Source organism: Gordonia sp. (in: high G+C Gram-positive bacteria), from assembly GCF_047606305.1.
Taxonomy (GTDB): Bacteria; Actinomycetota; Actinomycetes; order Mycobacteriales; family Mycobacteriaceae; genus Gordonia.
In genome coordinates, this window is record NZ_JASGER010000077.1 from 17,529 (window position 1) to 38,552 (window position 21,024).

Annotated in this window: 18 protein-coding genes; 14 read left to right on the forward strand and 4 right to left on the reverse strand. The window is 70.2% G+C overall.

What is annotated here, in order from left to right; genetic code table 11:
• Positions 1-38 precede the first annotated feature (38 nt).
• Positions 39-1,277 carry an MFS transporter gene (locus QM634_RS11895; RefSeq protein ID WP_415042989.1) on the forward strand — a complete coding sequence of 413 codons (1,239 nt, stop codon included), beginning with the start codon at positions 39-41 and terminating at the stop codon, positions 1,275-1,277.
• A 9-nt stretch (positions 1,278-1,286) separates the two neighbouring features.
• Positions 1,287-2,300: a UDP-glucose 4-epimerase GalE gene (gene galE, locus QM634_RS11900; RefSeq protein WP_415042990.1), complete on the forward strand. Its 1,014-nt coding sequence runs from the start codon at positions 1,287-1,289 to the stop codon at positions 2,298-2,300.
• A gap of 77 nt (positions 2,301-2,377) precedes the next feature.
• Here the strand turns inward: galE and rfbB are convergent, their stop codons facing one another.
• Positions 2,378-3,403, reverse strand: coding sequence for a dTDP-glucose 4,6-dehydratase (rfbB, locus tag QM634_RS11905; protein WP_415042991.1), 1,026 nt, complete (start codon positions 3,401-3,403; stop codon positions 2,378-2,380).
• Positions 3,404-3,491: 88 nt separating this feature from the next.
• Between rfbB and rfbA the strand changes: the two genes are divergently transcribed.
• From rfbA to QM634_RS11920, 3 genes are read left to right on the forward strand one after another with little or no spacing between them, the layout of a single operon-like run.
• On the forward strand, positions 3,492-4,367 hold the full coding sequence (gene rfbA / locus QM634_RS11910) for a glucose-1-phosphate thymidylyltransferase RfbA (protein ID WP_415042992.1): 876 nt from the start codon (positions 3,492-3,494) through the stop codon (positions 4,365-4,367).
• Between the two features lie 4 nt (positions 4,368-4,371).
• Positions 4,372-5,001 carry a dTDP-4-dehydrorhamnose 3,5-epimerase family protein gene (locus QM634_RS11915; RefSeq protein ID WP_415042993.1) on the forward strand — a complete coding sequence of 210 codons (630 nt, stop codon included), beginning with the start codon at positions 4,372-4,374 and terminating at the stop codon, positions 4,999-5,001.
• Entirely contained in the window at positions 5,001-5,888 is an 888-nt protein-coding gene (locus tag QM634_RS11920; RefSeq protein ID WP_415042994.1) for an alpha/beta fold hydrolase, read from the forward strand. The genes QM634_RS11915 and QM634_RS11920 overlap by 1 nt, the downstream gene beginning before the upstream one ends.
• Positions 5,889-5,892: 4 nt before the next feature.
• Here QM634_RS11920 and QM634_RS11925 read toward each other — a convergent pair whose 3' ends face one another.
• A complete protein-coding gene (locus QM634_RS11925) occupies positions 5,893-7,254 on the reverse strand; it encodes a M1 family metallopeptidase (protein ID WP_415042995.1) in 1,362 nt (453 codons plus the stop codon).
• A gap of 129 nt (positions 7,255-7,383) precedes the next feature.
• Between QM634_RS11925 and QM634_RS11930 the strand changes: the two genes are divergently transcribed.
• The gene (locus tag QM634_RS11930; RefSeq protein ID WP_415042996.1) at positions 7,384-7,818 is read left to right on the forward strand and encodes a DoxX family protein; all 435 of its coding nucleotides are present in this window, start codon (positions 7,384-7,386) and stop codon (positions 7,816-7,818) included.
• Between the two features lie 62 nt (positions 7,819-7,880).
• Positions 7,881-8,330, forward strand: a complete 450-nt coding sequence (locus QM634_RS11935) for a DoxX family protein (protein ID WP_415042997.1) — start codon at positions 7,881-7,883, stop codon at positions 8,328-8,330.
• Here QM634_RS11935 and QM634_RS11940 read toward each other — a convergent pair.
• Both QM634_RS11940 and QM634_RS11945 read right to left on the reverse strand, forming a co-directional pair.
• Positions 8,286-9,149, reverse strand: coding sequence for a class I SAM-dependent methyltransferase (locus tag QM634_RS11940; protein WP_415042998.1), 864 nt, complete (start codon positions 9,147-9,149; stop codon positions 8,286-8,288). The genes QM634_RS11935 and QM634_RS11940 overlap by 45 nt on opposite strands.
• 14 nt (positions 9,150-9,163) lie before the next feature.
• Positions 9,164-13,054 carry a Pls/PosA family non-ribosomal peptide synthetase gene (locus tag QM634_RS11945; RefSeq protein WP_415042999.1) on the reverse strand — a complete coding sequence of 1,297 codons (3,891 nt, stop codon included), beginning with the start codon at positions 13,052-13,054 and terminating at the stop codon, positions 9,164-9,166.
• A gap of 168 nt (positions 13,055-13,222) precedes the next feature.
• On the opposite strand from QM634_RS11945, the gene QM634_RS11950 reads away from it, so the two are divergent.
• The 7 genes from QM634_RS11950 to QM634_RS11980 all read left to right on the forward strand — a co-directional run bounded on the left by QM634_RS11950 (position 13,223) and on the right by QM634_RS11980 (position 21,023).
• Positions 13,223-14,197, forward strand: a complete 975-nt coding sequence (locus QM634_RS11950) for an alpha/beta hydrolase (RefSeq protein ID WP_415043000.1) — start codon at positions 13,223-13,225, stop codon at positions 14,195-14,197.
• A 1-nt stretch (position 14,198) separates the two neighbouring features.
• On the forward strand, positions 14,199-15,458 hold the full coding sequence (locus QM634_RS11955; RefSeq protein ID WP_415043001.1) for an acyl-CoA dehydrogenase family protein: 1,260 nt from the start codon (positions 14,199-14,201) through the stop codon (positions 15,456-15,458).
• Between the two features lie 47 nt (positions 15,459-15,505).
• Positions 15,506-16,528, forward strand: a complete 1,023-nt coding sequence (gene fgd, locus QM634_RS11960) for a glucose-6-phosphate dehydrogenase (coenzyme-F420) (protein ID WP_415043002.1) — start codon at positions 15,506-15,508, stop codon at positions 16,526-16,528.
• A 92-nt stretch (positions 16,529-16,620) separates the two neighbouring features.
• Complete coding sequence (locus QM634_RS11965; RefSeq protein ID WP_415043003.1) at positions 16,621-17,172, forward strand: TetR/AcrR family transcriptional regulator; 552 nt, start codon at positions 16,621-16,623, stop codon at positions 17,170-17,172.
• Between the two features lie 44 nt (positions 17,173-17,216).
• Positions 17,217-19,319, forward strand: a complete 2,103-nt coding sequence (gene pta, locus QM634_RS11970) for a phosphate acetyltransferase (protein WP_415043004.1) — start codon at positions 17,217-17,219, stop codon at positions 19,317-19,319.
• On the forward strand, positions 19,316-20,515 hold the full coding sequence (locus QM634_RS11975; protein WP_415043005.1) for an acetate kinase: 1,200 nt from the start codon (positions 19,316-19,318) through the stop codon (positions 20,513-20,515). The genes pta and QM634_RS11975 overlap by 4 nt, the downstream gene beginning before the upstream one ends.
• A gap of 97 nt (positions 20,516-20,612) precedes the next feature.
• The gene (locus QM634_RS11980; protein WP_415043006.1) at positions 20,613-21,023 is read left to right on the forward strand and encodes a YciI family protein; all 411 of its coding nucleotides are present in this window, start codon (positions 20,613-20,615) and stop codon (positions 21,021-21,023) included.
• Position 21,024 lies beyond the last annotated feature (1 nt).

Here is a 21,024-nt window from a genome sequence, read left to right on the forward strand (position 1 = left end):
ATCCTAGGGGTGCTGGCTCCTCGGTACGATGGGCCGCCATGACCACCCTGACGCCGCCGCCGCGCTCGGCCGGGATCGGCGCCTCCGCGTGGACCCCCGTCGGCGCTGCGCTGTTCGTCAGCGCGTGGGGCGGCAACCAGTTCACCCCGCTGCTGGTGATGTACAAGCAGGAGGGGATCTCCAACGTCGTCGTGGACACCCTGCTGTTCGTCTACGTCTTCGGCATCGTCCCGGCCCTGCTGATCGGTGGACCGGCGTCGGACCGCTGGGGTCGTCGACCGCTGATGCTGCCCGCGCCGATCCTCGCCGGCCTCGGCTCCATCGCGCTGGCCCTGGGTGCGCACTCGGTGGTCCTGCTGAGCATCGGGCGGCTGCTGTCCGGCGCGGCGCTGGGTCTGGCGATGGCGGTCGGCGGCAGCTGGGTGGTCGAGCTGTCCCGCGGATCGGGTGCACCCGCAGGGGTCGGCGCCCGCCGCGCGACCATGTGCCTGACCGCGGGTTTCGGCGTCGGCGCCGCGGTGGCCGGGGTCCTCGCCCAGTGGGGACCGTGGCCAACGGTCCTGCCGTATCTCATCACCGTGACCCTGGCCGTCGTCACGTCGATCGCCCTGTGGCGGGTACCGGAGACTCGTTTCCGCGACCCCGGGCGGTCGACGAGTCTGCTCGCCGACCTGCGCATCCCCTCGGTCTTCACCCGACGGTTCCTTCTGGTCGTCGCACCGGTCGCGCCGTGGGTGTTCGGCTCCTGCGCCATCGCCTACGCGATCGTGCCCGACCTGCTGAGCGAGCAGACGTCGGTGCCCATCGCCTTTGCCGCGGCGTGCTGCCTGATCGGGTTGGCCGCGGGCTTCGGCATCCAGTCGGTCGGCCGTCGGATCGATCGGCCCGATTCGGTGCGCGGCATGGTCGTGGCCTGTGCCGTGCTCGCGATGGGACTGCTCATGGCCATCGCCGCCGACGCGACGCTGAGCGTGCCCGTGGCCCTGTTGGCGGCGGCCGTCCTGGGCTGCGGCTACGGGATGGCGCTCATCGGCGGCCTGCTGGAGGTGCAGCGGATCGCCGGGCCCGACGACCTCGGCGGACTCACCGCCGTCTTCTACGCGCTCACCTACATCGGCTTCGGCTCACCGGCCCTGCTCGCCTGGCTCGCCGCCCACCACCCGTCGCTGAGCTATCGGGAGTTCTTCGCCTTCGGGCTCGTCATGACCGGCGTGTGCCTGGCGCTCGTGCTGATCGGCGGGCGGCTGGGCGGTCGCCGCGCGGGCGACACTCCGTAGACTGCCCTCATGCGTGTTCTCCTCACCGGCGGTGCCGGGTACATCGGTGCGCACACCGCGGTGGAACTCATCGAGGCCGGCCACGAGGCGGTGATCTTCGACGACTTCTCCTGCTCGAGCCCCGTCGCGATCGAACGCATCAACGAGATCACCGGCCGGGTCGTGCCGTTCCGCACGATCGACGTCACCGATGCCGACGCGGTGCGCACCGGCATCGAGGAGACCGGCCCGTTCGACGCGATCATCCACCTGGCCGCGCGCAAGGCGGTCGGCGAATCGGTGACCATGCCGCTGGAGTACTACGCCACCAACGTCGGCGCCACGATCGTCATGCTGGGCGCGATGCGCGACCACGACATCGACACCTTCTTGTTCTCCGGCACCGGCACGGTCTACACCCACCAGGAGGACCTCCCGTTCGTGGAGACCTCGCGCACCGGCATCGAGCTGCCCAACCCGTACAGCAAGTCCAAGCGGATGTGTGAAGAGGTGATGGCCGACTTCGCGCTCACCGATCCGGCGAAGAAGCTCATCGGCCTGCGCTACTTCAACCCGATCGGCGCGCACGAGAGCGGGCTCATCGGGGAGGACCCGCAGGGCATCCCCAACAATCTGATGCCTATCGTTGCGCGGGTCGCCGCCGGACTCCTGCCGCAGGTCAGCGTCTTCGGACGCGACTACGACACCGCCGACGGGACCGCGCTGCGCGACTACATCCACGTCGTCGACCTCGCCAAGGGGCATCTCGCCGCGATTGAGCACGCCGAGGCGGGCATGCACTTCTACAACCTGGGCACCGGCAATCCGTCGAGCGTCCTGGAACTCATCGCGGCCTTCGAGGCGGCGTCGGGGACGACCATCCCCACCGTCGACGCGCCCCGTCGTCCGGGAGACGCGCAGGCCACCTATTGCCTGCCCGACAAGGCGCACGCGAAGCTCGGCTGGCGCGCCGAATACGACATCGCCCGCGCCTGTCGCGACTACTGGCGCTGGCAGGAGAAGAACCCGGCCGGCTATCGCTGACGGACTAGTCCCGCTCCCTCGTTTCGATCCTGCTCCCTCGATCGGTGGAGCGGGACCAGAATGCGGGCGCGGGAAGCTCAGTCCGTGACTTCCTGAGCGCGATCGAGGGTCTTCTCGGTCTTCGCATAGTTGGCCTCGACGCCGGCCTTGCGCGCGCGCCACCACGACTCGTTCTCGCGATACCAGTCGATGGTCGCGGCCAGGCCGCTGCGGAAATCGGTGTAGCGCGGTCGCCAACCGAGCTCGGTGCGCAGTTTCGTCGAATCGATCGCGTAGCGGCGGTCGTGACCGGGCCGGTCGGTGACGAAGACGAAGTCGTCGGCCGGCTTGCCCAGCAACTCGAGGATGGTCTCGACGACGGTCCGGTTGTCGGTCTCACCGTCGGCGCCGATCAGGTAGGTCTCGCCGACGCGCCCGCCGTCGACGATCGCCCACACGGCGTCGTTGTGGTCGTCGACGTGGATCCAGTCGCGCACGTTCCGGCCGTCGCCGTAGACCCGCGGCCGCACGCCGGTGAGGACGTTGGTGATCTGGCGGGGGATGAACTTCTCGACGTGCTGGTAGGGCCCGTAGTTGTTGGAGCAGTTGGAGATGGTCGCGGCGAGGTCGAAGGAGCGCACCCAGGCGCGCACGAGCATGTCCGAGCCGGCCTTGGTCGAGCTGTACGGACTCGACGGGTTGTACGCGGTGGCCTCGGTGAAGCGCGCCGGGTCGTCGAGTTCCAGGTCGCCGTACACCTCGTCGGTGGAGACGTGGTGCAACCGCTTGCCGTGGCGGCGGATCGCCTCGAGCAGGGTGAACGTGCCGACGAGGTTGGTCTGCACGAACGGCGAGGGATCGTTCAGCGAGTTGTCGTTGTGCGACTCGGCCGCGAAGTGCACGACGAGGTCGGTCTGTGCGACCAGACCGTCGACCAGCTCGGCGTCGGCGATGTCCCCGACGACCAGCCGGATCCGATCCTCCACCGCCGCGAGTGACGCCGGGTCGGCGGCGTAGGTCAGCTTGTCGAGCACCGTGAGCTCGACGTCGCCGCGGGTCGCCAGGGTGCGCAGCACGAAGTTGACGCCGATGAATCCGGCGCCACCGGTCACCAGTACGCGCATGCATCTCCCACGTCGACACGGCAGTGTTGCCGCCGCCCAGTGTATGTGTCCTGTCGGGAAAAGCCGGCGAGCCCGATAGCCTGGGGTGATGCGCGGAATCATCCTGGCCGGCGGCACCGGCTCGCGGCTGCACCCCATCACGCAGGGGGTCAGCAAGCAGCTGGTTCCGGTCTACGACAAGCCGATGATCTACTACCCGCTGTCCACGCTGATGCTGGCGGGGATCACCGACATCCTCATCATCACCACCCCGCACGATCGCCCCGCCTTCGAGAACCTCCTCGGCGACGGCTCGCAGTTCGGCATCTCGTTGAGCTACACGGTCCAGCCGCAGCCCGAGGGACTGGCACAGGCGTTCGTCCTCGGCGCCGACCACATCGGCTCGGACTCGGTGGCCCTCGTCCTCGGCGACAACATCTTCTACGGCCCCGGGTTGGGCAGCCGATTGGCCGGCAACCGCGACGTCGAAGGCGGCGCCGTCTTCGCCTACTGGGTGGCCGATCCGAGCGCCTACGGCGTCATCGAGTTCGACGACGACGGCAAGGCCGTCTCGCTGGAGGAGAAGCCCGCGCGACCGCGGTCGAGCTTCGCGGTGCCCGGGCTGTACTTCTACGACAACGACGTCATCGAGGTCGCACGCGGGCTGACGCCGTCGGCGCGCGGCGAATACGAGATCACCGACGTCAACCGGCACTACCTGGATCGCGGCGCCCTGTCGGTGACGGTGCTGCCGCGCGGCACCGCTTGGCTCGACACCGGCACCTTCGACTCGCTGCTCGACGCGGGCAACTTCGTGCGGACCGTCGAACAGCGGCAGGGACTGAAGATCGCCGTGCCCGAGGAGATCGCCTGGCGGCAGGGGTGGCTCTCCGACGAGGATCTTCGGACGCGCGCGGCGGGCCTGGCGAAGTCGGGATACGGCGACTACCTGCTGGACCTCCTCGAGCGCGGGAAGGCCGTCTAGCGCGATGGACATCCGGGAACTGGCGATCAGCGGCGCGTGGGAGTTCACGCCGAAGCAGCACGGGGACAGCCGCGGGGTGTTCCTCGAGGCCTTCAAGGCACCGCTGCTCGCCGAGGTCATCGGCCACGACCTCCAGCTCGCCCAGGTCAACGTGTCCGTCTCGGCGGCCGGAACCCTGCGCGGCATCCACTTCGCCGACGTCCCGCCCGGGCAGGCCAAGTACGTCACCTGCACGGCGGGCGCGGTCCTGGACGTCATCGTCGACATCCGCGTCGGCTCCCCGACCTTCGGCCGACACGACGCCGTGCTGCTCGACGACGTCGACCGTCGCGCGGTCTACCTCAGCGAGGGACTCGGCCACGCCTTCTGCGCGCTCGCCGACGGCTCGACCGTCTCGTACCTGTGTTCCACCGGCTACAACCCGTCCGCCGAGCACGGGGTCAACCCGCTGGACCCGGCCCTGGGCATCGAATGGCCGACGACGGCCCGCGACGGCTCGCCGCTGACCTACGAGCTGTCCGCGAAGGACACCGCCGCGCCGACCTTGGCCGAAGCGGCCGACGCCGGCTTGCTGCCCGACTTCGACGCGGTGACCGCCTACCTGCGGGCGCGCTCGGACGAGAGCGAGGGCTGATGACCAAACCGGGCCGCACGACCTTCGACCTCGACGACGTGTCGCTGGAGGCACTCACGTGGGGGGACGCCGGCGCACCGCTGGCGCTGTGCCTGCACGGCTACCCGGACACCGCGTGGACGTGGCGCCACCTCGGCCCGGCACTCGCCGACGCCGGGTATCGCGTCGTCGCGCCGTTCTCCCGCGGGTACGCCCCGTCGTCGGCGCCGCGCGACGTGTCGACCGGCGCGCGGGTCGCCGACGCCCTGGACATCGCCGCGCAGACCGGGGCGAAGCGATCGGTGGTCATCGGCCACGACTGGGGTGCGTTCACCGCCAACGCACTGGCGGCGATGCCCGAGCAGCCGTTCGACGCGATGGTCTCGATGGCGGTACCGCCGTTGTCGGCGGTCCGCATCACACGGGCCGACTTCGCCCGCCAGGTGCTGACCGTGCTCGCCCAGTCCGGCAACAGCTGGTACATCCTCGCCAACCAGGTGCCGGGGATCCCCGAGCGCGTCTTCACCTCGATGACCGCATTGCTGTGGCGCCGCTGGTCGCCCGGCTACGACGCCACCGAGGACCTCGCCCACCTCGCCGCGGCCGCACCACCGGACCACCGCTCCGCCATCATCGGCTACTACCGGCAACTCATCGCGCCCAAGCCGAGCTCGGACCGCCACCGCGAACTGTGCGACCTGCTCATGGCCCCGCTGCACCACCCGATCCTGCAGCTCTACGGCGCCACCGACGGCTGTCTGCGCCAACGCTTCTTCACCGGGCTCGCCGAACAGCTGCCCGCGGGCAGCCGACTCGAGCGGATCGAACGGGGCGGCCACTTCATGCATCTCGAGCAGCCCGAGCAGGTCAACGCGATCGTGCTCGACTACCTCGCCTCGACTCGCTGACCGCTCAGCCGGGAAACGGCGGCAGCTCGACGTCGTGCAGCCACGCCTGCCACAGGTCGCCGAGCGGCTCGGGCGAATGGTGGGCGGCGAGCGCGGTGAAGTCCTCGGTGCCCACAGAGCCGTAGCGGTACTTCTCCGTCCACTGGCGCAGCAGTGCGAAGAAGGACTCGTCGCCGATCCGCAGCCGCAGGGCGTGCAGGGTCAGTGCGCCGCGCTTGTAGAGCCAGTCGTCGAACATGTGGTCCGGGCCCGGGTCGGCGAGGGGGCGTTGCTGGGCCTTCGATGCCCTGAGCTTGCCGTAGTAGTGCCGCGCCCAACTCTCGGTGGTGACCTGGCCGCTGCGCTCGCTCCACAGCCATTCGGCGTAGCAGGCGAAGCCCTCGTGCAGCCAGATGTCGCGCCACCGTTTGATGGTCACCGAGTTGCCGAACCACTGGTGGGCCAGTTCGTGCGCGACGAGGCGCTCGGCGTCGCTCTCCGGGTAGCAGTGGTTGGCGCCGAAGGTCGACAGGCCCTGGGCCTCGAGCGGGATGTCCAGCGGGTCCTCGGTCACGACCGCGGTGTACCGCGGGAAGGGGTAGGGCCCGAACATCTCGGTGAAGACCCGCAGCATCTCGACCTGCGGCTCGAAGCGGGCCAACGCCTCCCGCCGCAGTCGTGGCGGCGCGACCAGGTCGACGGGCACCGGGCGCGCGGCCAGCGCGACGCTCTCGTACTGGCCGATCTGGATCGCCGCCAGGTAGGTCGCCATCGGCTCGGTCTGCTCGAACACCCACGTCGTCTGGGCGGCCTTGGTCCGCTTGCCGGTCAGGACGCCGTTGGCGACGACGTGGAACGGCGAGTCGGTGGTGATCGCGATCCGGTAGCTCGCCTTGGAGATCGGATGGTCGTCGCAGGGGAACCACGACGGCGCGCCGTTGGGCTGGTTGGCACACAGCGAGCCCTCGGTGAGCTCCTCCCAGCCGACCTCGCCCCACTTCCCGCGCACCGGTCGCGGGTTGCCGCCATACCGGACGACGATCGAGAGCGCGCCCCCGGTGGGCACCGGCTCCGACAGCGCCACGACGAGCTTGCCCTGCCGGTGGGTGTAGCGGCGCCGCTGCCCGTTGACCGTCACCCGAGCGACGGTCATGGTCGTCGCCAGGTCGAGCTGGAGGCGCTTGAGCGACGCGGTGGTGGTGGCTGTGATGGTCGCGATGCCGGCGAGCCGGTTCGCGGCGACCTTGTACTCCAGCTCCAGCTCGTACCGGCTCACCCGGTAGCCGAGGTTCCCGTTCTCGGGCAGATAGTCGTCGACGACGTCGATCGGGCTGCCGAGCACAGGGGAGGGTCGGCCGGATCGGCTGTTGCCTGACTTCGGCGACACGGGGTGCTCCTGACAGCGGATCGCGGCGGGTGGAATCGGTAAAACGCGGCTTCGCGGCCAACGTTACCTGGCAGGCTGAGCGGTAGCTCGGCGGCTGCGCGTCGAGCACGTCGACGAGAGGACTCGACCATGACCTTCCTGCGTACCCCCGCGCTGCTCCTGGCGCGCCTGGCCCTTGGCTTCATCTTCGTCATGCACGGCTGGCAGAAGTTCCACAACGGCCATGCCGCCACCACCGAGGGGTTCCGGGGGATGGGCGTGCCCAACCCCAGCGCCTCCGCCTTCTACGCGACGTGGGTCGAGCTGCTCGGCGGAATCGCGCTGATCCTGGGCGTGCTGCTGCCGCTGGCCGGTTTCCTGCTCGCCGTCAACATGATCGGCGCACTGTTCACCGTCCACGCCGAGCACGGGTTCTGGATGCCCGACAAGGGTTACGAGTACGTGCTGGCGCTCGCCGCGGGCGCCCTCGCCGTCGGCTTCGCCAACTCCGGCGTGGTGTCCATCGACCACTATCTGTTCCGACGCGCCGGGGCCGGCAAGCAGGTGGTCGTCGAAGGCAGCTGACACCCGTCGCGCGTGAGCCATTAGGGTGTCCTAATTAGGACATTCCACCCGAAAGGCAACCGATGGCTCACGTGCGCACGGCGACGCTGTTCCTCCTCCGCATCACCCTGGGCGTGGTCTTCATCGCCCACGGGTGGGAGAAGCTGCATCTCAAGGGCATCGACAAGACGGCCGCGATGTTCGACAAGCACCTGCACATCCCGTATCCGACGGCGGCCGCGTACTTCGCGACCTGGGCCGAGTTGCTCGGCGGGATCGCGCTGATCCTGGGCGTGCTGCTGCCGTATGTCGGGGTGCTGCTCGCCGCGACGATGATCGGCGCCGGCTACTACGGCCACCACGAGAACGGCTTCTGGATCCAGAAGAACGGCTGGGAGTTCAACCTGGTCCTGGCCGCCGCGGTACTCGCGGTCGGGTTCGCGGTTCCGGGGATCACCGCGCTGGACCACTACCTCCGCAAGCGCCGGTCACACCCGGTTGGCGGCGGTGACGAGCCACAGGGCGCCGGGTAGTTTCACCGACCCGTCGACGAGGTGGCGGCGGATCCCGTCGCGCGCCCGGTCGAGCAGCGCGGCCCACTGCTGCTCGTCGAGCCGGTCGGCCAGCTGTTCGCGCGCGAGGCGGCCGGTGGTCGTCGCGAGGATCAGGGCGAGCCGCTCGTCCACGCCGTCGCTGCCGTCGATCCCGTGGTCGAAATGCGTGTCGAACGGCTTGATCGACACGTTCGACCAGCCCGCCTTCTTGAGGATCGCGGCCAGCTGGTCGTGGTCGGCGAACGCCACCGGCCCGGGTGAGCCGGGCGCCGGCGGCGCGGGCGGATCCGGCAGCTCGGCGGTGATCACCTCGGTGCCCGCACCCCCGAACGTCGGGTTCTCCTCGACGCCCCGCCAGCACGCGAAGACGAGCCGACCGTCGGGGGCGGTGACGCCGCGCAGGTTGGCGAAGGCGGCGGCGGGATCGGCGAAGAACATCACGCCGAACCGTGAGATGACGCGGTCGAAGGGCGCTCCGGGGGCCTCGTGGCCGATGGCCATGGTCTGCGCGTCACCGAGCAGGACCGTCGCCGTGGGCACCCGCCGGCGCGCGGCGTCGACCATGTCCGGGGCGATGTCGACCCCGACCATGTCGGCGCCGGCCTTGGTGCCGGCCTCCAGCAGGGTCCCGGACCCGCATCCGACGTCCAGGACGCGCATGTCCGGGCCGAGGTCGGCGGCGGCGAGGATCGCCGCGGTGACCGGGGTGTAGACCGCGTCGAAGAGTGCTTCGTTCTCCACCCAGCCCGACGCGCCGGCGCCCCAGCTGCTCGAGTCGTATTTGTCGGAATCGGCCATGGGGCCGATGGTAACTAACCCCAGGGCGCGATCGGGTTGCCCTGCCAGCGGGTGTGGGCGGGCACGGCGTCGCCGCGCATGACCAACGACGCCGGGCCGACCGTCGCCGATTCGCCCAGTCGTGAGGCGGGGAGTGCGACGCAGTGCGGGCCGAGCGTCGCCCCGACATCCAACTCGACGGTGTCTATCGCCATCACCCGGTCGTGGAAGAGATGGGTCTGCACGACGCAGCCGCGTTGGACGGTGGCCCCGTCGCGCAGGGTCACCAGGTCGGCCTCGGGCAGCCAATAGGTCTCGCACCACACGCCGCGACCGATGTGGGCGCCGAGCAGCCGCAGCCACAGGGTGAGGACCGGTGTGCCGGTGGCGGCGTTGGCGAACCACGGCGCGGCGACGGTCTCGACGAAGGCGTCGGACAACTCGTTGCGCCAGACGAACGGGCTCCACAGCGGATGCTCGGACACCCGGATGCGCCCGACGACGAGCCATTTGGCGGCCGCGGCGATGCAGCACGCCGCCGCGCCCGCGACCAGCAGGAGCAGTCCGCTGCACGCCGCGGCGACGAGGGGACTGCCGTGCACCGCGATGTACTGGGCGCCGAGCAGGACGAAGACGCCGATCCCGAAGGACACCATGACCGGGACCAACCGCAGCGTCTCGATGACGGCCCGCGCCACGCGCAGTCGGGCGGGTGGGGCGAAGGTGCGCGACGAGTCCGCGTCGGTGGCCACCCGACGCAGCCGGACCGGCGGGCTGCCCAACCAGCTCGATCCGGACTTGGCCTTGGTGGGGGTTGCGGACAGGACCGCGACGAGGCTGTTCTTCGGCACCTTGCGGCCCGGTCCGGTGATGCCCGAGTTGCCCAGGAAGGCGCGTTTGCCGATGCGCGCCTCGTCGATGCGCAGCCAGCCGCCGCCCAGCTCGTAGGAGGCGACCATCGTGTCGTCGGCCAGGAAGGCGCCGTCGTCGATCGTGGTGAACTTCGGCAGGACCAGGGCGGTGGAGATCTCGGTGTTCTTGCCGACCTTCGCGCCCAGGATCCGGAACCAGATCGGGGTGAGCAGCGAGGCGTAGAGGACGAACAGGTAGGTGCGCGCGGCGTCGAGGATCCGCTCGGTCAGCCACACCTGCCAGCCGACCCGCGAACGCACCGGGTGGTACCCCGCGGTCATGCCGACGGACAGGAGTCGGACCGCCGCGGCGGTGATGACGGCGTAGGTCAGCAGGCTCACCAGCGTGGCGACCGGGATGAGTGCGCCGGCGCTGAGCGCGACGTCGCGCAGTCGGGTGCGGTCGGCGACGCCCCAGCCGATCACGGCCAGTCCGGCGGCGAGGGACACCAGGGGCAGCGCGGCGAGTGCGAAGGCCGACAGGCCGTAGACGATCGCCCAGCGGGTCCGCCGTTGCGGCCGGTGGTCGGGCCAGCCGCCCCGGGCGCGCCCGACCTTGGTCGCCGGGGAACCGGCCCATTGCTGGCGCGCCCGCACGCGTCCGCGCACCGCCGACCCCGGTTCCACGACGGCGTTGCGGCCGACGACCGCGTCCGGGAACAGGGTCGAGCGGGCGCCGATCGTCGCGCCCGGCTTGATGACGATTGCGCCGATCCGCACCTCGTCGCCGTCGATCCACCAGCCGGCGAGGTCGACCTCGGGTTCCACCGAGGCGCCCTCGCCGATGGTCAGCAGTCCGGTGACCGGCGGCAGCGTGTGCAGGTCGACCCCGTGCCCGACGTCGGCCCCGAGTGCGCGGGCGAAGTGGATCATCCACGGTGCGCCGGAGATGTTCGCCGCGCCGCTGGCCTCGACCAGCCGCTCGGCGCACCACAACCGGATGTGCACCCCGCCGCCGCGCGGGTAGACGCCCGGCCCGACGCCGCGCAGCAGCAGCCGCGCGAACAGCGCGGCGTAGGCCATCCGGCCCAAGGGCGAGATGAACACGACGAAGGCGACGAGCAACACCCACCAGTCGACCCCGAACAGCCAGGGGATGTCGGGCCGCAGCCGGGCGCCGACGTTGTTCACGACCGCCAGCCACGTCACCCACTGCAGGCCGGTGAGCGTGGCGAGCGGGATGCTCAGCACCGTCTGCGCCAGCCCGGCGCTGCGCGGCGTCGGCCGCACCGTGCGCGGCACGACCTCCGGCGCGGGACCCCACGAGTCGAGCAACTGGGCGAGACGACCGAGCCGCGGGTTGTCGTAGAGGTCGCCGACGGTGACGTCGGGGTAGCGCTCGCGCAGCACCGAGACCAGCTGCGCCGCGGCCAGGGACCCGCCGCCCTCGGCGAAGAAGTCGGCGTCGGGACTGCTCACCGTCGCGCCCAGGACCGCGGTCCACGCATCGGCGAGCCAGCGCTGGGTCCCGGTGAGCTCGACCGCGCCGTCGTCGGCGGCGATCCCGGGCAACGGCCACGGCAGCGCGTCGCGGTCAACCTTGCCGGACACTCGCGTGGGGAGTTCGTCCACGACCGCCAGCCGCGGCACCATGGCCGCCGGCAGCCGCTCGGTCAGCGCCGCGTGCGCGGCGGCGACGTCGAAGTCGGGATCGGTGGAGGCCAGATAGCCGACGAGGAGTTGGTTGCCCGCTGCGGTCGTGCGCACGGCCGCAGCGCCGCCGGAGACGCCGGGCAGGTTCTGCAGCGCCGCGTCGATCTCGCCGAGCTCGATGCGCCGCCCCCCGACCTTCACCTGGTCGTCGGCGCGGCCGGCGAACACCAGCCCCTCGGGGTCGAGGCGGACCAGGTCCCCGCTGCGGTAGGCGCGCTCCCACCCGAGGCTCGGCATGGGTGCGTACTTTTCGGCGTCCTTGGCCGGATCGAGGTATCGGGCCAGGCCGACGCCGCCGATCACCAGCTGGCCGGTCTCGCCCCACCCGACCTCGTTCTCCTGCTCGTCGACGACCGCCAGGTCCCAACCGTCCAGCGGCAGCCCGATGCGCACCGGCGACGAGCCGTCCAGCGGTGCGGCGCAGGACACGACCGTCGCCTCGGTGGGGCCGTAGGTGTTCCACACCTCGCGCCCGTCGACGGCGAGCCGCTGTCCCAGTTCGGGCGGACAGGCCTCGCCGCCGAAGATCAGCAGGCGCACCGATTCGAGCGCCTGCGGCGGCCACAGGGCGGCGAGGGTTGGGACGGTCGACACCGCGGTGACCGCGCGGCGCACCAGCCACGGCCCCAGGTCCATGCCGCTGCGCACCAGGTCGCGGGGCGCCGGGACCAGGCAGGCGCCGTTGCGCCAGGACAGCCACATCTCCTCGCAAGACGCGTCGAAGGCCACCGACAGCCCGGCCAGCACGCGGTCGGCGGGCCCGAGCGGGTGCTCGCGCAGGAACAGTCCCGCCTCGGCGTCGACGAAGGCAGCTGCACTGCGGTGGGTGACGGCCACACCCTTCGGGGTGCCGGTGGAGCCGGAGGTGAAGATGATCCACGCGTCGTCGCCGAGGTCGGGGACCGGCGTCACGTTCGCCGGTTGATCGGGCACCGGGTCGCCGGGCCGGCCGTCGACGGCGTGGAAGATGCCGTCGTCGGTGATGATCGCGTCGACCCGTGCCTCGCCGAAGACGAGGTCGGCCCGCTCCGGTGGATCGTCAACGTCGACCGGTACATAGGCGGCGCCGGCGAACAGCGTCGACAGGATCGCCAGGTAGAGCTGCCGGGTTCCCGAGGTCATCCGGATCCCGACGCGCGAGCCCGGCCCGATCCGCGCACCGGCGAGGACCGCGGCGTTGCGGCGGACCAGTGCGACGGTCTGCCGGTAGGTGAGGGGGACGTCGCCGTCGTCGATCGCGACGGCATCGGGGTGCGCCTGTGCCGACGCGAGGAAGACGTCGCGCAGCGTGCGCGGCGGGGTGGCGCGGTCGCCGAGCCGGTAGCGGTCCTCGATGCGCGCGGCGGGGGAATTCTCCGGCACGCGGGCAACCTCTCGGCAGGGCGGGTGGAAGGACTGTTCGGGCATGTCGATTCTGCCCGACGGGAGGCGGCGGATCATCCTGAGACCGGTGCGACCCGAAGTCGTCGCCGACTCTTAAGGCGCCGTTAACCTTGTCCCCGGTGCAGGTAGACGGTGTAGTTTCACGTCATGCCCATCGTGCACCACCGCCGCCCGAGCCCGGTGTCCTACCTCATCTGGCTGGCCGCGCGGACCTTTCTCAAGCCCATCCTGGCGCTCGCCCCGATCAAGCCGTACGTCTTCAAGCTCAACGCCGCCATGGAAGGCCGGCTGGAGAAGCGCAAGGCGGGCCGGTCGGTCGTCATCGAGCCCATCACGCTCGGCGGTCGGCCCACCGAACTCGTCATGGCCAAGGGTCCGACCGGGGCCTCGACCGACACCGCGGTGCTGTATCTGCACGGCGGTGCCTTCATGAGTTGCGGCCCGGGCACCCACCGGCCGATCACCACGTCGCTGGCCAAGGGGTTGCACGTCCCGGTGTTCGCCCTCGACTACCGCCAGATCCCCGAGGCCGGCGTGGGGACCTCGGTCCACGACGCCCTCGAGGCCTACCGCGAACTGTTGGGCGAGCGCGGGTATCGGCACGTCGTCGTCGCCGGTGACTCGGCCGGCGGCTACCTGACCGGCAAGGTCGCCGAGCTCGCCGCGGCGAACGGCCTGCCGGCGCCCACCGCACTGGCGATGCTGTCCCCGCTGCTCGACCTCGATCTGGGCGACCGCACGCAGGACCGCACCAGCAAGCACGACGCCTACCTGCCGATGCGGCAGATGACCGTCCTGGCGCCGATGTTCGACTGGGGCCCGGTCCCGTTCGCCGGTGAGCGCAGCATCGGCAACGTCGAGCCGGCGGTGTTTCCGCCGACGATCGTGATCACCGCGCAGGACGAGATGGTCGAGCCCGATTCGCTCGAGTTCGTCCAGAAGCTGGACGCCGCTCATCGCCGCGCGGTGCTGCACAGCTACCCGTGGCAGGTCCACGCCTTCACGGTGCCGCTGCGGCACCGCGAGGGTCGCGAATCGGTGGGGCTCGTCGTCGATTTCCTCGCCGAGGCGATCGCCGACGCGCATGCCCAGGGCGACGACCGTCGGCACGAGGCGAGCTGAGATGCCGCAGACCGTCGACGAACTGTTCGCGATCGACTCCCTGCTCCACGACGATGAACGCGCCGTCGTCGACCTGGTGCGCGACTTCGGCACCAAGCGCCTGCGCCCTCACATCGCCGACTGGTTCGAGGAGGGGAGGCTGCCGGTCCGCGAGCTGGCCGTCGAACTCGGGTCGTTGGGCGTGTTCGGCATGCACCTGGACGGTTACGGCTGCGCCGGTGCGTCGGCCACCGCCTACGGCCTGGCGTGCCGGGAACTGGAGGCCGTCGACTCGGGGCTGCGCAGCTTCGTCTCCGTGCAGGGCTCGCTGTCCATGTTCGCCATCTGGAAATTCGGGAGCGACGAGCAGAAGGACCGCTGGCTGCCGGACATGGCCGCCGGCCGCGCGCTCGGCTGCTTCGGCCTGACCGAGCCGGACTTCGGGTCGAACCCCGCCGGGATGCGGACCAGGGCGAACCGGTCGCCGGGAGCGGCAGCGAGCGGGACCAAGGAGAACCGGTCGCCGGGAGCGGCAGCGAGCGGGACCAAGGCGAACCGGGACGGCGGCGACTGGATCCTCAACGGCGCCAAGATGTGGATCACCAACGCGCCGGTCGCCGACGTGGCCGTCGTGTGGGCGCGCACAGACCTCGCCGAGGGCGCCCGCGGGATCCGCGGTTTCGTCATCCCCACCGACACCCCCGGCTTCAGCGCCCCGGAGATCACCCGCAAGATGTCGCTGCGCGCCTCGGTCACCGGGGAGATCGTGCTGGAGGACGTGCGGGTGCCGGCGTCGGCGATGCTGCCCGGCGTCGAGGGGCTGCGCGGACCGCTGTCCTGCCTCAACGAGGCGCGCTTCGGGATCGTGTTCGGCGCCACCGGTGCCGCGCGGGACTGCCTGGAGACGGCCATCGCGTACGCCGGCAGCCGCGAGGTCTTCGACAAGCCGCTCTCGGGCTATCAGCTGACCCAGCGCAAGATCGCCGACATGGCCGTCGACCTGGGCACCTCGCAGCTGCTCGCCCTGCACCTCGGGCGACTCAAGGACGCGGCGGGGGTGCGGCCCGAGCAGATCAGCCTGGGCAAGCTCAACAACGTCCGCAACGCGATCGCCATCGCCCGCGAGTGCCGCACGATCCTCGGCGCCAACGGCATCACGCTGGAGTACCCGGTCATCCGGCACGCCAACAATCTCGAGTCCGTCCTCACCTACGAGGGCACCTCGGAGATGCACCAGCTGATGATCGGCAAGGCCCTCACCGGCGAAGACGCCTTCCGGTAGGGGCCCGGCCCTACCAACCAAGCAAATGCTTGGGTAGCGTTGGCGGCATGGCGCAGAAACTGAAACTCGGATTCAAGGCCTCGGCGGAGCAGTTCACTCCGCGCGAGCTGGTGGAGATCGCGGTCGCGGCCGAGGAACACGGTCTGGACTCGGTCGCGGTCAGCGACCACTTCCAGCCCTGGCGCCACAACGGCGGCCACGCGCCCTTCTCGCTGGCCTGGATGGCCGCCGTCGGGGAGCGCACCGAGCGCGTGCAGATCGGCACGTCGGTGCTGACCCCGACCTTCCGCTACAACCCCGCCGTCATCGCCCAGGCCTTCGCGACGATGGCCTGCCTGTACCCCGGGCGGATCATGCTCGGCGTCGGCACCGGCGAGGCGCTCAACGAATACGCCACCGGCTTCACCGGCGAATGGCCCGAGTTCAAGGAGCGCTTCGCCCGCCTCCGCGAGGCCGTCCGCCTGATGCGCGAGCTGTGGACCGGCGAGAAGGTGAACTTCGACGGCGAGTACTACAAGACGCAGGACGCCTTCATGTACGACGTGCCCGACCAGCCGGTGCCGGTGTACATCGCCGCCGGCGGACCGGTGGTCGCGCGGTACGCCGGCCGGGCCGGCGACGGCTTCATCTGCACGTCGGGCAAGGGCATGGACCTCTACACCGAGAAGCTCATCCCCGCGGTGAAGGAGGGCGCGGCCAAGGCCGAGCGGGATTTCGACGCCATCGACCGGATGATCGAGATCAAGATCTCCTACGACCCCGACCCCGAGCTCGCCCTGGAGAACACCCGCTTCTGGGCGCCGCTGTCGCTGACCCCGGAGCAGAAGCACTCGGTCAACTCGTCGGTGGAGATGGAGCGCCTGGCCGACGAGCTGCCGATCGAGCAGGTCGCCAAGCGGTGGATCGTCGCCTCCGACCCCGACGACGCCGTCGAGCAGGTCCGCCAATACACCGACGCCGGGCTCAACCACCTGGTCTTCCACGCCCCCGGCCACGACCAGCGCCGCTTCTTGGACAACTTTGCGCGCGATCTGGCGCCGAAGCTGCGCGACCTCAAGCCCGCGCAGTGACCAACTTCGGGTGAAATGGCTGACGGCAAGGGAACATTGCCGCCGGTGGCAGCTATATCGGACAAAGTTGGCGAACGACTAGCCTGTTCGACATGGATCGCGAGCGGATGGTCGACGTCGGCGTCGCCCTCGTGTCCCGATTCGGGGCCAGGGCGCTGAGCCTGACATCGGTGGCCAAGCAGGCCGGTGTCGCCCGCGCCACCGCCTATCGCATGTTCGGCGGCAAGGAAGCCCTGATCGCGGCGATCGTCGAGCGCGAGGTCACCACACTGCGCGAGCGGCTGAACACCTGGGCCACCGCCGAACCCACCGTCGAGGGCAAGGTGCGGGTGCAGGTCCTCGAGTCGCTGCGGTACATCCGCGAGAACGAGGCGCTGCAGTATGTGCTGCGCAACGAGCCGGGCGAGATCGTCGAATCGCTCGTCTCCACCACCGACGGCGGTCCCGCGATCGTCACCCAGATCGTCGCGGCCGCGCTGCCCGACGTCGACGAGTCGGTCGCCCACCGGCTGCGGCCCAGCCCGGAGGGCGCCGCCGAGTTCATGGTGCGCACCGTGTACTCGATGATGCTCGTGCCGGATTCGGCGATGACCGACGAGCAGGTGGCCGAGCTGGTCGTCGCCGCGGTGGTCGCACCGGAGTAGCGCGTCACTCCCGCCGTCCCCGGCGTCGGGTTAGGGTTACGACCATGACCCGCAACGGCGCCGATTCCACGCATTCGGCGATCTACCTGGCGTCGGCCGAGGGAGAGACCGGAAAGTCGTCGATCGCGCTGGGCCTGCTGTCGCTGCTCTCGGCGACCGGCGGCCGGATCGGCGTGTTCCGCCCGATCAGCCGCACCCCCGACGGCAAGAACGACTACATCCTCGAGTTGCTGCTCGCCCACGACTCGGTCGGACTGGACTACTCCGACTGCATCGGCGTCACCTACGACGATGTGCACGCCGACCCCGACGGTGCGCTCGCCACCATCGTCGACCGGTTCCACGCGGTGCAGGAGCAGTGCGACACGGTGCTCGTCGTCGGCTCCGACTACACCGACGTCGGCAATCCGTCGGAGCTGTCCTACAACGCGCGCATCGCGGCCAACCTGGCCAGTCCCATCGTGCTGGCCCTGCGGGCCAACGACCGCACGCCGGACCAGGTGCGCGCGTTGGCCAACCATGCGCTCGCCGAGATCTCGGCCGCCCATGCGACGACCGTCGCGATCATCGTCAACCGCGTCGCCCCGGGTGACCAGGAGGAGACGAAGGCGGCGTTGAAGGGGATCGGGCCGGGCGTGTGGACGCTGCCCGAGGACCAGGTGCTCAGCGCCCCGACGATGGCCGAGCTCCTCGAAGCCCTCGGCGGCACCCTCTACAGCGGCGACCAGGACCTGCTCGACCGCGAGGCGCTGCACATGATGGTGGGCGGCATGACCGTCGAGCACTGCCTGGAGCGCCTCGAGGAGGGCATGGTCGTGATCGCGCCGGCCGATCGCTCCGACGTCCTGCTGGCGATGGTCAACGCGAACTCCGCGCAGGGGTTCCCCAAGTTGGCCGGGCTGATCCTCAACGGCGGACTCAAGCCGCATCCGATGATCGACGCGCTGGTCCGGGGCCTGAACCCGACGCTGCCGATCATCTGCTGCGAGCAGAGCACCTACGAGACCGCGCGGATCGCCTCGCACACCCGCGGCAAGATGGCCAACCAGTCGGTGCGCAAGGTCGAGACCTCGCTGGCGCTCATGGAGCACCACATCGACCCGGCCAAGCTGATGGCCGACCTGAACCTGGCGATCCCCGAGGTCACCACCCCGCAGATGTTCGAGTACCAGCTCACCGCGCGCGCCAAGGCCGACCGCAAGCACATCGTGCTGCCGGAGGGTGAGGAGCCGCGCATCCTGCGCGCGGCCGCCCAGCTCGTCGCCCGCGGCGTCGCCCAGCTCACCCTGCTCGGCGACCCGGCGAAGGTGAAGGCGCAGATCGCCGACCTGGGCATCGACCTGCCCGGCGTCGACGTCATCAACCCGCTCGACTCGGAGCTGACCGAGATGTTCGCCAAGCAGTACGCCGAGCTGCGCAAACACAAGAACGTGGCGATGGACCGCGCCCGCGACCTCATGCGTGACGTCTCCTACTTCGGCACGATGATGGTCCACAACGGGCTCGCCGACGGCATGGTGTCGGGCTCGATCCACACCACCGCCCACACGATCCGGCCGGCCTTCGAAATCATCAAGACCAAGCCGGGCGTGGACACCGTCTCGAGTGTCTTCTTCATGTGCCTGGCCGACCGCGTGCTGACCTACGGCGACTGTGCCGTGGTGCCCGACCCGACCGCCGAGCAGCTCGCCGACATCGCGATCTCGTCGGCCGAGACGGCGTCGGCCTTCGGCATCGAGCCGCGCGTCGCGCTGCTGTCCTACTCGACCGGCGAGTCCGGCTCGGGTGCGGAGGTGGACAAGGTGCGCACGGCCACGGAGCTGGTGCGCAAGCGCGCGCCCAAGCTCCTCGTCGAGGGCCCGATCCAGTACGACGCCGCTGTCGAGCCCAGTGTCGCCAAGACGAAGATGCCCGACTCGCCGGTGGCCGGCCAGGCGACGGTGCTGATCTTCCCGGACCTCAACACCGGCAACAACACCTACAAGGCGGTGCAGCGCAGCGCCGGCGCGATCGCGATCGGACCGGTCCTGCAGGGGTTGAACAAGCCGATCAACGACCTGTCCCGCGGCGCGCTCGTCGCCGACATCGTCAACACCGTCGCGATCACCGCGATCCAGGCGCAAGCGACGACGGGGGCCGCGAAGTGAGCGACAAGCCGCTGGTGCTGGTCATCAACGCCGGTTCGTCGTCGTTGAAGTACCAGCTGCTCGAGCCCGATTCGGGGACGGTGACCGCCGACGGGCTGGTGGAGCGGATCGGTGAGCCGACGTCGGTGATCACCCACGAGCAGGGCGGCGCCGACACCGTCGAGGAACTGCACTTGCCCGACCACCGGGCGGCCATCGACAAGATGCTGGAGCTCTTCGCCGCGAAGGGGACCGACCTGGCCCACGCGAACCTGTGCGCGGTCGGGCACCGGGTGGTGCACGGCGGCCGGTCGCTGTACGAGCCGACGCTCATCGACTCCCACGTCATCGACGAGGTCGAGCGGGTCTCGCCATTGGCGCCGCTGCACAACCCGCCCAACCTGGTCGGCATCGAGGCCGCGCAGGCGGCGCTGCCCGACGTGCCCGGCGTGGCCGTTTTCGACACCGGCTTCTTCCACGACCTGCCCGATGCGGCGGCCCTCTACGCCATCGACCGCTCGGTCTCCGAGGAGTACGCGCTGCGGCGCTACGGCTTCCACGGCACCAGCCACGAGTACGTGTCGCACCGGGCCGCGGAGTTCCTCGGCCGCGACTACGACAAGACCAATCAGATCGTCGCGCACCTTGGCAACGGCGCGTCGATGTCGGCGATCAAGCAGGGTCGCCCGGTCGACACGTCGATGGGCCTCACCCCGCTCGAGGGCCTGGTCATGGGCACCCGCTGCGGCGACATCGACCCCGGACTGCTGCTGCACCTGCACCGGGTCGTCGGACTGTCCGTCGACGACATCGACCAGCTGCTCAACAAGCGCTCCGGGCTCAAGGGGCTGTGCGGGGAGAACGACTTCCGCTCGGTCACCGAGATGATCGAGGGCGGCGACGCCGACGCCAAGACCGCCTACGACATCTACATCCACCGGCTGCGGCGCTACTTCGGCGCCTACCTGGTGGAGTTGGGCCACACCGACGTCATCTCCTTCACCGCCGGTGTCGGCGAGAACGCGGTCGGGGTGCGTGCCGACTCGCTCGCCGGCCTGGAGGGATTCGGGATCGCCATCGACCCCGAGCGCAACGCCGTGCGCAGTCGTGAGCCGCGGGTCATCTCCACCGACGATTCGACGACGACCGTCCTGGTGGTGCCGACCAACGAGGAACTCGAGATCGCGCGCCAGGCGAAGGCGGTCGTGGGCGGCTGACGCCGATGGGTTGTGGGCATCGGATGTCGAGAACGGTGGTGCGGCTTCGTCTCAGGGGTGAGCGACCAACCCGGTCGTGAACCGAAGGGAGATTGTCATGGCGAAGTACCTGCTGCTCAAGCACTATCGAGGCGCACCGGACCCGGTCAACAACGTACCGATGAGTCAGTGGGCGCCCGAGGAGGTCGACGCCCATATCGCCTACATGCGCGATTTCGCGGCACGACTGCGCGAATCGGGCGAGTTCGTGTTCGAGCAGGCGCTGATGCCGGCCGGCGAATGGGTTCGCTCCGGCGGAGCGGGCAAGCCTCCGGTGACCGACGGCCCGTTCGCCGAGACCAAGGATTTGATCGCCGGCTTCATGATCATCGACGTCGACTCGCACGAACGGGCGCTGGAACTGGCCGGAGAGCTGTCGGCGGCCCCGGGTGCCGGTGGTGAGCCGGTGGGCGAGTGGCTGGAGGTCCGCCCGGAGTTCGGTGACATGCCGTCGACCATCGACTGGTAGC